The organism is Fundidesulfovibrio putealis DSM 16056 (assembly GCF_000429325.1).
GTDB classification, from domain to species: Bacteria; Desulfobacterota; Desulfovibrionia; order Desulfovibrionales; family Desulfovibrionaceae; genus Fundidesulfovibrio; species Fundidesulfovibrio putealis.
The window spans coordinates 54,072-66,086 of record NZ_AUBQ01000003.1; the positions used below are offsets into that span (position 1 = coordinate 54,072).

The window sequence follows — 12,015 nt, forward strand, 5'->3', positions numbered from 1 at the left end:
AACCGATTTGAAGACGATTCGTCGCCCGCCCGCCAGGACCCGGACGGGACAGCCACCAGCTCCAGCCGAAAGCACGCCCAGTCGAGAAGAAAACAATGTTCTGCCGCAATGCAGACATGACTTGCGTGATGATCGAGAGCCATGGGGAAGACGCATGTGACCGGCCTTGAACACCGGCGCAACTCAACGGTGATCCCAAGATAACAGAGCCCAGAAGCGCGGCCTTGCGCGCTCCTGGGCTCTCTTGCGTGATATCTGAAACGTAGCGGTATGTTACGCGAAGCGGAGAGGGTGTGCAGAGCCCATTGCCATTTGGGCCCTTTGCCCGCCGGAGGCATATTCTCTTCTCTTAAGCGTCCCTAAAATGCCATGCTTCTCAATAAATGCGCCACTACATCATCTCCAGTCCGTTCTCCCGCCCACGGCGCTCGTTGACCATGCGTTCCAGGCCGAACTTCTTGATGCGGTAGCCCATCTGGCGAAGCGTCAGCCCAAGCTCTCGCGCAGCGCGAGACTGCACCCAGTTGTGCCGCTCCAGCGCGCCGATCACCTCGCGCTTCTCCATGTCCTTCAGGCTGCCCTGGCCGTCGGCGGGCAGCTGGGCCACGGGCTTGCCCGCGCTGAAGAAGTAGGGAGGGATGTCGCCCAGGTCGATGCGTTCGTCCTCCACCATGATGGACAGACGCTCCACGAGGTTCTCCATCTCGCGCACGTTGCCGGGCCAGTCGTACTTGACCAGCGCGTCCAGGGCGCGAGGCGAGAAGGACAGCCTGCGCCCGTACTCGCGCGAGAGCTTGTCCAGGAAGTGGTTGAGCAGCGCGGGGATGTCCTCGCGGCGTTCGCGAAGCGAGGGCACCAGCACTGGGAACACGTTCAGCCGGTAGTAGAGGTCCTCGCGGAACTCGCCCAGGGTGACGGCCTCAGCCAGGTCGCGGTTGGTGGCGGCGATGATGCGCACGTCCACCTTGCGGGTCTTGGCTCCGCCCAACCGCTCGAATTCACGTTCCTGTAAAAAACGGAGCAGCTTGGACTGAATACCGGAGGACAGCTCGCCGATCTCGTCCAGGAAGATTGTGCCTTTTTCGGCTTCCTCGAAGCGGCCCGGCTTGGGGGCCACGGCTCCGGTGAAGGCTCCCTTCTCGTAGCCGAAGAGCTCCGACTCCAGGAGGTTCTCGGGGATGGCCGCGCAGTTGACCTTGATGAAGGGATATTTTGCGCGGTCGGAGAGCTCGTGGATCATGCGCGCGGTGAGGGTCTTGCCGGTGCCGGACTCGCCCAGCAGCAGCACCGTGGCCCTGGTGGGAGCGACCTTCTCGATCATCTGGTGCACGCGGGTCATGGGCTGGCTCTGGCCCACGATGAAGAAGCGCTGGTAGCTCTTGGAGAGCTTGAAGCGCAGCGACAGGTTCTCGCGGCGAAGGCCTTCTTCGCGGGCGCGCACCTGCTTGCCAAGCTGCACGAACTGGCTGATGAGCGCCGTGACGATGGACAGGAAGCGTACGTCCTCCTCGTAGGAGACGTCCTCGCCAAAGAGCCTGTCCACGGTGAGCACGCCCACGGTCTGGCCCTTGAGCACGATGGGCACGCCCAAAAAGGCGATGCGCCCGCGCTCCACGCGCCTGGACTTGGTGCGGTCCAGGAACAGGGGCTCCTTGGATATGTCCGGCACCACGAAGGGCTTTCCGGTCTGGAAGATGCGCCCGGTCACGCCTTCGTCGAGCTTGTAGACGCCGCGCTTTTTCTCTTCGGCGGTCATGCCGTGGGAGGCGCGGATGGTGAGCAGACTGGTCTCTTCGTCGAGCAGGGTTACGGTTGCGCGTTGCATTTCCAGCGTTTCCGAGAGGATACGCAAGATGTCGCCAATGGTCTGGTCCAGTTCGAGCGCCTGCCCGATGATCTGGGCGATCTCGTAGAGGACCTTCAATTCGAGCTTACTGACGTTGTCCATTTCTTTTCCGGGCATAAGACGGGTCCCGCCGTTCGTCGGCGCGCCCTCTCATGCACCGCCACAATAAATACAAAATTGTAGACTGGCAATCACGAATTTACACAAATCATGTAAATGCCGAGAAACAGCTGAATAACAAAAGAAAAATCCCCGCCAAATTGTCGGCGGGGATTTTGGGGTTTGTTTACGAAAACGTTAATCAGGCGCTGCGCTTGAAACCACCAAGCTGATATTCCAGGAAACCGGCCAGGCCGTCCTTGCCCAGGTAGCGCTCCAGCTGCTTGCGGTCGGTCTCCAGAAGATCCACCACGATGAGCCCGTCCAGGGCGTCGCTGAAGTCCCGGTCCACGTTGAAGGCCAGCAGCTTGCCGCCGAGCTTCAGGTACTGGCGCAGGAGCACAGGGATGCCCTTGCGGTCCTTTTCCATGGAGCTCACCAGTTCGGACAGGCTCTCCACGTCCGCCACCAGGGCCTTGGCCGCCTTCTTTAGCCAGGACTTGGCGCGCATGGGCGTGCGGGGCTTCACCAGCCGGGAGAGGTCAGGCATCTGCGGGCGCGACTCGAAGTACCCGGCGATCAGCTGGCGCGACGCCGCCTGATACTCGTTGGTGATGCTCACCGGTCCGAAGAGCGTCCGGTATTTGGGCTCGCGGGCCACCACCGTGCCGATGCCCCTCCACAGGAGCAGGAGCGCGTTGTAGCTCTTCTGGTATTCGGGGCGCACGAAGGAGCGGCCCATCTCCAGCGACGGCCCGAGCAGGTGCATGAAGCCGGGCTTGAGCTTGAACAGCGTGGAGATGTACAACCCCTGGCGACCCTTGGCGGCCAGTATCTCGTCCGTGCGGCCCAGGCGGTAGGCTCCCACCACTTCGCGGGCGCGCGCGTTCCAGATGAACACGTGGCTGTAGTGCGCGTCGAAGGAGTCCAGGTCGCAGGATTTGCCCGTGCCTTCGCCCACCTTGCGGAAGGTGGTTTCACGGAGCCTGCCGATCTCCTTGAGTACGAGCGGGATCTCATGGGCCTTGGCCTCGTAGACCACCTGCTCGCCGTTGGTCAGCAGTTTGCGTTCTTCGGGCAGGCGCTCGATCTCGGCGGCCATGAGGTCGGGGTCCTGCGGCGCGATGAGCGCCTCCTGCCGGACAATGGACCGGACCGGGAAGCGCTTGAAGACAGGCTTCTTCTCGCCGCCGCCCAGCACCTCGGTGCGCAGGCGCAGGTACTCGGCGGCCCTGGTGTCGTTCATGTCCGCGATCTTTGCGTGGAGGATGGGCTGGCCGATGCGTACCTGCACGTCCTTTTCGGCCTTGTTCACGAACTCGCGCCCCAGCAGCATCGTCCGAAGCCTGGGGTGCACCATGCCGGCCAGGTGGAACATGGCCCCGTTGGCCCCGGAGAAGTGCACCGGAACCACTGTGGCCTCGCAGGACTTTATGATGCGCGCGATGGACGGGCTCCAGCGTGGCTCGGCCACCCGGCGTTCGCTCATGCTGAAGTGGGCCACCTCGCCCGCCGGGAACACGCCCAGGCAGCCGCCGCCGCGCAGCCAGGAGATGCTGTCGCGCATGGGGGCGATGTTTCGCGCCTGGGACTTGCCGGTGCCGAACGGGTCCACCAGGATGAACAGCTCCCGGAGCTCCTCGATGCGGCCCAGCAGGTAGTTGGCCATAATCTTCACGTCGGGGCGCACTTTCAGCAGCATGTCCGCCAGCAGAAGCCCCTCCATGCCGCCGAAGGGATGGTTGGCGGCCATCACCACGGGGCCGTCTGCGGGAATATGTGCCAGATCCTCGGCGGACACCGAGCAGGTGAAGCCGAAGGCGGACATCAGCCCGCGCAGGAAGTCCACGCCCACGGCGCCCTGCGGGATGGTCTGGAAACGGTTGGAGATGGCGTCCAGGGCCAGGACCTTGCCAAGCGGCTTGCCCACGGCTTTCAGGACGGTGCGCGCCAGGGGATTCCTCACGGCGCTGGACAGGGAGAAGGCGTCGGCCCGTCGGGCCGGATTCTGTTGATTCATGGCTGGCCTCCTATTGATGTGGAGAACGTTGGTCATGACTACCCGCATCGTGTTGCGGGGCCGTGAAGCTTTCGTGACCCTTCCCGCAACATTGCCCTGTCCTGCCACCAGACGGTTGACTCGAAGCTCCGCAAGGCTCTACGTATCGGCAACCCCCAGAAAGGAAGTGCCCGTGTCACACGCCAAGCTCTATTCCATCGCCGCCATCGCCAAGATTCTGGACCTGCCGGAATCCACCCTGCACTACTGGAAGAACCGCTTCGACCAGTTCCTGCCCGCCGCCGGGGAGGGACGCCACAAGCGTTTCCAGGCCGAGGCCCTGGAGGTGTTCCGGGCCATCCATGAACTTCTGGAATCCGGGCTTCAGGTGTCGGACGCCAAGGCGGAGTTGTCGCGCCGCATGCACGCCGAGGGCGGGCTCGGAGCCTCCGTCATAACGCCCGTCCCCGTGCAGCAGGCAAGCTCTGGCGGCGGGCTGAACGGCGAGGAGCTGGCCATGCGCATCGGCGCGGCCATGGCCGAGGCCATCGGGCAGCGGTTGCAGGGGATACTGGGCAGTGCGGGATTTCCCGGCGGGGCTGGAGCGACGGGCATGATGCTGCCCGCCGAGACGGTGGGGAACCTGACCAACGGGCTGGCTCAGGCCCAGGAAGAGATCGAGGCCATGCGCCGTACCAATGAAGACCTGGCAGGCAAGCTCAAGGTGCTGGAGGCGGAGCTGATCCGCTTGCGGAAAGACGGGCGCGAGATGGAGAAGCACCTGCTGGGAAAGATCAAGGGCGCTGCGGGCGGCAAGTAGCGCCGGAAGCGCCCGCATCACGGCCCGTCAATACAGCTTGCGATACTGCCCCTTGATGAGCGCCTCATACTGCTTCGCCGAAGCGGTGCATTCCCTCGCCTTGGCTTCCACCATGCCCTTGGATTCGAGCGCCTGCGGGGTCGCAGGCCTCCCCGCGTAGGAGGATTCGAAGTCCCGGACCATCTCGCGCGCCTTCTGGCAGTCCGCGTTGATCTTGTGGATCAGGGCGTCCGTCTCCTTGGCCTGCCGAGGATCCTTGAATACCAGCCCCTGATAGTACAGGTCGAAGTTGGGAGCCTTTTCGTCCACCACGTAGCCGCCCGTGGTCTCCAGGGCCACGTGCACCCCCGGCTGAAGCTCCACCACCACCCAGGCGTGGTTGTAGGTCTGCATGGCCTTGTCGACGGCCAGCCCGGCGGTGTCCACCTTGGGGTTTCCGGCCACCACCTTGGGGATGAAGTTCCTGGTCTTCAGGATATTGGCCATCTCCAGGGACATATCGATGCACACGAAATAATCCAGCGTGGAGTAGGAGTGGGTGCGCTTGTACTCGGCCACGATCTTCTGGAGTTCCGCGTAGCCCGGATTGTTGCGGGCGGCGGCGAGCATGGCCTGCACCACTGCCTGGCGCCCGCCGGTGGCGGGCGGCGCCTGGAGTCCGGTCATCTCCGTCACGGCCGTGCCGGGTTTCTCCACCTTGCGGTCGGACATGTGGACCACGCCCTTCTCGTCCTTCCAGGTGTAGACCTCGGCCCAGCTGGGGCCGGCCGCCAGGAGCGGCGCGAGAACACACGCCGCGACTGCGGCCATCAGGATACTGCGCATGCGTTACGACCGGATGAGTTGAAGGTGGATGAACAGCGCCGTTGCAATGGCCCGCGAAAAGCCGCCCGCCATGACAAACGCGCCATGGAGAGAAATACAAACCTGATTACCGGCGTTATCCCTGATGAACATGGCCACGTCTTTCAGGGACTCCGCACTCGTTTCGCGTCCTTGAAAAACATGACCATGTCTTTCAAGGGTAAAAAGTATACTGTCAGATTCTTATCCTCCAAATACATGCCCATGTATTTGGAGGACTCCACACTACGGCGAAGCGGTGATGGCCGTGCCTACGGTCACGAAGCTCTGGTTGCCTGAGGTGATGGCCATGGGGCCGCGCGCCAGGATGGTCTGCTCGTAGGAGTTGAGCGTCTCGCCGTTGCGGAACCGCTTCTCCACGTACTGGAAGTAGGCCGCCGTGACGATCTGGGTGCTCAGGTTCACGTAGGCCTGGATGCCGTTGTACTGGTTCTGCTGCTCAGGGGTCATGCCCGCGTAGATCAGCGCTTCCAGCCCCGTGTACGGGGACACTGTGGTGGTCGTGGACGACGTCTGGGCAAGGGCGCTGCCCGCCATGGCAACCACGACAACGAAAGCCAACAGACACTTCATCATGGCGATTCCTCCTGGTTTGACACAGTCATAACAGGAATCGGTAGGGAGGCAAGAGAACTTAAGCCCTATCCCTTGTCCGCGAAGCGCTCGATGCGCTGCTTGTAGGCCTTCACGCCTTCGGCGATGCCCCTGGCGAGGCCTTCCAGATACTTGGGGTCCTTGAGCTTCGCGCCTTCCGCCGGGTTGGTGATGTAGCCGATCTCCACCAGGATGGCGGGCATCTTCGCGCCCAGGAGCACGTAGAACGGGGCCTCGTGCACGCCCCGGTCGCGCAGGTCCAGGCTCCTGCGGGCCTGGGAAAGCGTGGCTGAATGGGCAGATTTCGCGAACTCCCGCGACTCCGAGAGCTTGGAGGCGTGCATCAGCTCGTCCAGGATTTTCTGCATGTCCGAGATGCGCCGGGGGTCCACGGAGTTTTCGCGCGCGGCCACGCGCACCTCGTCCGGAGTGGAGGCCAGATTGAGGGAATAGGTCTCCACGCCCGAGGATTTGGGGTCGCCGTGGGCGTTGCAGTGCACGGACACGAACAGGTCGGCCTTCTGGGCGTTGGCCATGGCCGTGCGGACCTCCAGCGGGACATACTTGTCCGTGGTGCGGGTGTAGAGCACCTCGAAGCCCATTTGCTCCAGCTGCTTGCCCAGGAGCTTGGCAACCTGGAGGTTCACGTTCTTCTCCCACAGGCCGCCCACGCCGCGCGCCCCGGAATCTCGCCCGCCGTGGCCCGCGTCCACCATAACCGTGCGCACGGTAAGTCCCAGCTGCTCCACCAGCTGTCTGGCCATCCTCTTGCGGCTTGCGGTGGCCAGATTGACGCCGGGAAGGCCGGGCTTGTCGTCCGGCTGCACTGACGCGGCCTCTGCGGACCTGCCCTTTTTCCCCGGTTTGCCAGCTGCCGGTTTGGACGCTCCGGGCTTGGACGCTGCGCCAGCGTCCTTTTTGGACGCCTCGCCCTGCACGTCCACAATGACCCGGTAGGGATTCTCCAGCACGAACACCTGCTGGGTCTTGAGGTTCTCCACCTCCACCACCATCCGCAGCACGCCCGGCTTGAAGGGGCTGAGGCGCACTTTGCGGGCCACGTCGCCGCGCACGTCGAAGCGTCCGGGAACGCCGCGCCGGACCACGGCGTCGTCCAGGTCCACATAGAGGCGGCGCACGCCCGGTTCCTTGGGGTCGGGAGGCAGGACCTGCCAGTGGTGGCGGGCCTCGTCCGAGAGCACCAGCACGATGCGCGAATAGTCGCGCCCGGAATACACCTGAACGTCCGTGACCACGGCCGGTTTGGGGGCTTTGGCCTCCTGCTTCTTGGGAGGCTTGGCCTGCTGAGTGGATGCCTTGGGCTCAGCCTGTTTGGCGGGCGCGGCGGCTTTCTCGCCGCCGGACTTCTTCCCGCCGGACTTGCCCGCGACCGACTTGGCATCCTTGGCTCCAGCCTGGGCAATGGTTTTCTTGGCGGAAACGGAAGCCGGGGCCTTCCCCGCTTCGGCAGCGAGACAGACCCCGGCCCACAAGACCAGAAACACGACAGCGACTATCCTCAAATGCACGCCCGGCTACTCCACGGTGACGGACTTGGCCAGGTTTCGCGGCTGGTCCACGTCCTTGCCCAGGTAGTCCGCCATTTCGTAGGCGAACAGCTGAAGCGCGGGCAGCAGCATGAAGGTGTTCATGGGGCCCCACACCTCGGGCACCTCCCAGGCGTGGTCCACGTGCAGGTCCGCGCCCGCGCGGGTCAGGGCGATGACCTTGCCGCCGCGCGCCTGCACCTCTTCCAGGTTGGACTTCACCTTGGGGTAAAGCTCGTCGCAGGGGGCCAGGGCGAAGGTGGGGAATTTGGGATCGATCAGCGCGATGGGGCCGTGCTTCATCTCGCCCGAGGCGTAGCCCTCGGCGTGGATGTAGCTGATTTCCTTGAGCTTGAGCGCGCCCTCCAGGGCCAGGGGGAAGCAGGCTCCGCGTCCCAGGTACAGGAAACTCCGGGCCTCAGAATAGGCGCGGGCCAGCTCGGCGGCGCGTGAACGCATGCGCGGCAGCTCCGAGGCCAGGATGTCCGGCAGGTGCGTGAGCGCCTTCAGGCAGTTGGCGCGCACGTCCGGGGGCAGCACGCCCTTTTCCTGTCCCCAGTGCAGCGCCAGGAGCGTCAGAAGCGTCAGCTGGGAGCACATGGCCTTGGTGGAGGCCACGGACATCTCCGGCCCTGCCTGGGTGTAGATGACGTGGTCGGACTCGCGCGAGACCGTGGACCCGACCACGTTGCACAGCCCGATGACCGTGGCTCCGCGCTCGCGCGCAAGGCGCATCCCGGCCAGGGTGTCGGCGGTCTCGCCGGACTGGGAGATAGCCAGCACGGTGTCGCCGGGGCCCATGATGGGGTCGCGGTAGCGGAATTCGGAGGCGATCTCCACGCGGGTGGGGATCTTGGCCCAGGTCTCCAGCAGGTACATGCCCCACAGCCCGGCGTGGTAGCTGGTGCCGCAGGCCACGATGGTCAGGCGTTCGGGAACGGGAACACCGGCCAGCTCCGTCAGGTTGGCCTTGCCGGACTTGTGGTCGACGCGTCCGGTGAGGCAGTCGGTGATCACGCGGGGCTGCTCGAAGATCTCTTTCAGCATGAAGTGCTTGTAGCCGCCCTTCTGGGCGGCCTGCACGTCCCAGGCGATGTGCTGCGGCGTCTTGGCAACGGGCTCCAGGGTGGCGGCGTCCATCACCTGCCAGGAGTTGGCGTCGATGCGCACCATCTCGCCGTCTTCCAGGAAGACCACCTCGCGGGTGTAGGGCAGGAAGGCCGGGATGTCCGAGGCCACGAAGTTCTCGCCAACGCCAACGCCCATCACCAGGGGCGAGGACTTGCGCGCCGCGTAGATGATGCCCGGATGATCGAGCGACACCACGCACACGGCGTAGGAGCCGTCCACGCGCGACAGGGCCTTGGACATGGCCTGGTCGAGCTTTTTGGTCTCGGCCAGGTACAGGCCCACCAGCTGGGCCAGCACTTCGGTGTCGGTCTCGGAGGTGAAGGCGATGCCCTTGGCTTTGAGTTCCTCGCGCAGCTCCTGGTAGTTCTCGATGATGCCGTTGTGCACCAGGGCGATCTTGCCGGAGGCGTCGCGGTGGGGGTGGGCGTTGCGCTCCACGGGCAGGCCGTGGGTGGCCCAGCGGGTGTGGCCCATGCCGGAGGTGGCGGTATGGGTCGGCGACTCGGCCAGCTTGTTCTCCAGGTTGACCAGCTTGCCCTCGGCGCGCACCACGGTCAGCTCGCGGTGCTGGATGTAGGCGACCCCAGCGGAGTCGTAGCCCCTGTACTCAAGACGCCTGAGGCCCTCGATGATCACGGGGACGGCGGGGCGGTGGCCGCTATAACCGATTATGCCGCACATGGAAGATCCTCTTTTTCGATTGTTGTCAAAAAACGGCTGTGGTCAGTTTGCGGAAAGCCGGGCGTCTGTCAAGCCGCGCCAGCCGCTCAGACCCCGTCGTTCATGCAGGTGGCCTTCACCCGCCGCGAGAACGTCAGGTAGATGATGCACGCCGAGGACACCACGAACACCGGCAGGGCGTTGGCGATCATGGCCATCTCGGCCATCTGGAGCACCTCGGGGGTGTAGTTCAGGAACTGGGCGGCCACGTATTCCACCACGCAGGCAAGCGGCGCGGACATCCAGGCCAGCTTGGCGAACATCAGCGCGCCTTTCTTGCGGCGGTACAGGCTAAGGCCCGCCCAGAAGATCAGAAAACCCACGGACACGGCCAGCACGTTCTGGAGCGTGAGCCCGGTGGCCACGGCTGCGGCCAGCTCGCGCGGAGGTCCGCCGGGAGCCTCCAGCGCCTCGATGAAGCGCAGGTTGCGAGAAACCAGCATGGCCGCAAATATCGGAATGCCGCCCATCATGAGCATGCACAGGGCCTTCAGCCAGCCCTTCACCCCGAAGTAGGTGTCGCGCAGGATGCGCTGTTCCGGGGTCATGGCCGCCTCGCGTTCCACGGTCTCGACGAAGCCGGGGAAATATTTCATCATCTCGCGAAGCGCCCGGCCCCGGTGGCTGCGCTCGTTCTTCTGCTCCGGGGTCATTGCGGCGGCGGAGAGCTTCAGTTCCGGGTCGAAAAAGAGGGGGTCGTAGCCGAAGCCGCCCGTTCCCGAGGGCTCGTGCGCCACGCGCCCGAACCAGACGCCGTGGAAGACCAGCTCGTGCCCGTCCGGGGCGTGGACCACCAGGGCCGAGATGAATTTGCAGGCGCGCTTGTCGTCGGGGACGTCCTTCATGGCTTCGAGCAGCTTGGCGTTGTTGTCCGCGTCCGTGGCGTTGTCGCCCGCGTAGCGGGCCGAGCGCACGCCGGGCTCGCCCTCCAGGGCGTCCACCACCAGGCCGGAGTCGTCGGCCAGGGCGATGAGCCCGGTGGCCTCGCTCACGGCCACGGCCTTCAGCCGGGCGTTGTCCTCGAAGGTTGCGCCCGTTTCCTCGACCTCCCCGATCCAGGGAAACTGGTCGAGGCCGAGCACCTCGATGTTCTGGCCTTCCAACATTGCCTGAAGCTCGCGCACCTTGCCCTGGTTGCGCGTGGCCAGTACGACCTTCGTCACTTATACACCTTCCTTGCCGTCTTGATTATTCCCTGACGTATCCCCCGAACCGTCCGCTCCCCGTATCCACAGGGAGTCGTGCCTCGGGGCGGCCTGACCCTCGATCCCGGTCTCCTCCGCCGCCATGAGCGGCGCGAGCACCAGCCGCACTTGGGTGCCCTTGCCAAGCTCGCTCTCCAACTCCACCGAACCTCCCACCTCGTCCAGGATCTTCTTGGTCATGGCCAAGCCAAGACCAGAGCCCTTGTCCTTGGTGGAGAAGAACGGATTAAACACCTGATCCAGGTTCTCGGGGGGGATGCCCCGGCCCGTGTCGGCCAGTTCCAGCACCAGGCTGTCGCCGCGCATGAAGCAGCGAAGCGCGAGGCTTCCGCCGTCCGGCATGGCCTCCATGGAGTTCTTGACCATGTTGATGATGCACTGCTTGAAAAGCTCCGGGTCGCCCTTGGCCATGGGCAGGCCCGGGGCGATCTCCACGCTGACCTCGATGCCCTGCTTCTGGCAACCCAGGGCCATGAGATCCATGGTCTGGCGGGCGGTCTCGCACAGGTCCACCTGCCCCTTCAGGCCCTGGGTGGGGCGCGCGAAGTTGAGCAGGCTCTTCAGTATCTTGTCCAGGCGGTTGGACTCCTCCAGGATGATGGAGACCTTGGTGCGGGCCTTCTCGTCCAGGGAGCCGGAGCGCAGGAGCGAATTGGCGAACCCGGCGATGGCGAACAGCGGGTTCCTGATCTCGTGGGCCACGTAGGTGGACAATTCCCCCACGGCGGCCAGCTTCTCCGACTGTTGCAGGCGGCGCTCCATGTAGGTGCCCTGGGTGATGTCGCGGCGCAGCACCACCACGTTGGCCAGCGCGCCGTCCGTGCCCAGCACCGGGTAGATGTACACCCGGAAATATTGCAGGCGGCCCTTGTCGTCCACCACCGTGTGAACCTGCTCGCTGCGGCCTGACTTGCGCACGTTCTCCCACAGGCTCACGTCGCCTTCGGGCTCGCAGATGCCCTTGAACCCGGCCAGGGCCTCCCAGCAGGGCTTGCCCAGGTAGTCCCTGCGCTGGCCTCCAAGGCGGTCCATCACCGCGCGGTTGACGTCGATCACGCAGGACTTGCCGTCGAGAATGACGATGTCGTCTGGTATCTGGTCGATCACGGAGGAAAGCAGCGTGCGCTCCTGGGCCAGATCGAGAGCGCAGGCGGCGTCCTGGGGGCGGGGAGGAGCATCGTTCATTGCTA

General features: G+C 64.6%; 10 protein-coding genes. 1 reads left to right on the top strand and 9 read right to left on the bottom strand.

Going from position 1 to position 12,015, the window contains the following annotated elements:
* Window positions 1-391 precede the first annotated feature (391 nt).
* Window positions 392-1,948: a sigma 54-interacting transcriptional regulator gene (locus tag G453_RS0100270; RefSeq protein WP_084502057.1), complete on the bottom strand. Its 1,557-nt coding sequence runs from the start codon at window positions 1,946-1,948 to the stop codon at window positions 392-394.
* A 199-nt stretch (window positions 1,949-2,147) separates the two neighbouring features.
* On the bottom strand, window positions 2,148-3,965 hold the full coding sequence (locus tag G453_RS21540; RefSeq protein WP_051271291.1) for a lysophospholipid acyltransferase family protein: 1,818 nt from the start codon (window positions 3,963-3,965) through the stop codon (window positions 2,148-2,150).
* A 172-nt stretch (window positions 3,966-4,137) separates the two neighbouring features.
* Between G453_RS21540 and G453_RS0100280 the strand changes: the two genes are divergently transcribed.
* Window positions 4,138-4,764, top strand: coding sequence for a helix-turn-helix domain-containing protein (locus G453_RS0100280; RefSeq protein WP_027189411.1), 627 nt, complete (start codon window positions 4,138-4,140; stop codon window positions 4,762-4,764).
* Between the two features lie 27 nt (window positions 4,765-4,791).
* On the opposite strand, the gene G453_RS0100285 is transcribed toward G453_RS0100280, so the two are convergent.
* From G453_RS0100285 to G453_RS21555, 7 genes are all read right to left on the bottom strand, one after another.
* Window positions 4,792-5,589: a DUF4124 domain-containing protein gene (locus tag G453_RS0100285; RefSeq protein WP_084502004.1), complete on the bottom strand. Its 798-nt coding sequence runs from the start codon at window positions 5,587-5,589 to the stop codon at window positions 4,792-4,794.
* Between the two features lie 3 nt (window positions 5,590-5,592).
* Window positions 5,593-5,727 (bottom strand): hypothetical protein, encoded by a 135-nt coding sequence (locus tag G453_RS28970; protein ID WP_268870733.1) that lies wholly within the window; start codon window positions 5,725-5,727, stop codon window positions 5,593-5,595.
* Between the two features lie 126 nt (window positions 5,728-5,853).
* Window positions 5,854-6,204: a hypothetical protein gene (locus G453_RS0100300; protein WP_027189413.1), complete on the bottom strand. Its 351-nt coding sequence runs from the start codon at window positions 6,202-6,204 to the stop codon at window positions 5,854-5,856.
* 65 nt (window positions 6,205-6,269) lie between these two features.
* Window positions 6,270-7,727 carry an N-acetylmuramoyl-L-alanine amidase gene (locus tag G453_RS21545; protein WP_051271293.1) on the bottom strand — a complete coding sequence of 486 codons (1,458 nt, stop codon included), beginning with the start codon at window positions 7,725-7,727 and terminating at the stop codon, window positions 6,270-6,272.
* Between the two features lie 30 nt (window positions 7,728-7,757).
* Complete coding sequence (gene glmS / locus G453_RS0100310; protein ID WP_027189414.1) at window positions 7,758-9,581, bottom strand: glutamine--fructose-6-phosphate transaminase (isomerizing); 1,824 nt, start codon at window positions 9,579-9,581, stop codon at window positions 7,758-7,760.
* A gap of 86 nt (window positions 9,582-9,667) precedes the next feature.
* Window positions 9,668-10,783, bottom strand: coding sequence for an XTP/dITP diphosphatase (locus G453_RS29080; protein WP_084502005.1), 1,116 nt, complete (start codon window positions 10,781-10,783; stop codon window positions 9,668-9,670).
* The gene (locus G453_RS21555) at window positions 10,784-12,010 is read right to left on the bottom strand and encodes a two-component system sensor histidine kinase NtrB (RefSeq protein ID WP_051271295.1); all 1,227 of its coding nucleotides are present in this window, start codon (window positions 12,008-12,010) and stop codon (window positions 10,784-10,786) included.
* Between the last annotated feature and the right edge of the window lie 5 nt (window positions 12,011-12,015).

Bases quoted from the DNA above. Each gene is read 5' to 3' on its own strand.
- G453_RS0100270 (WP_084502057.1), bottom strand. From the start codon at position 1,948: ATGGACAACGTCAGTAAGCTCGAATTGAAGGTCCTCTACGAGATCGCC.
- glmS (WP_027189414.1), bottom strand. From the start codon at position 9,581: ATGTGCGGCATAATCGGTTATAGCGGCCACCGCCCCGCCGTCCCCGTG.
- G453_RS0100300 (WP_027189413.1), bottom strand. From the start codon at position 6,204: ATGATGAAGTGTCTGTTGGCTTTCGTTGTCGTGGTTGCCATGGCGGGC.
- G453_RS21555 (WP_051271295.1), bottom strand. From the start codon at position 12,010: ATGAACGATGCTCCTCCCCGCCCCCAGGACGCCGCCTGCGCTCTCGAT.
- G453_RS21540 (WP_051271291.1), bottom strand. From the start codon at position 3,965: ATGAATCAACAGAATCCGGCCCGACGGGCCGACGCCTTCTCCCTGTCC.
- G453_RS0100285 (WP_084502004.1), bottom strand. From the start codon at position 5,589: ATGCGCAGTATCCTGATGGCCGCAGTCGCGGCGTGTGTTCTCGCGCCG.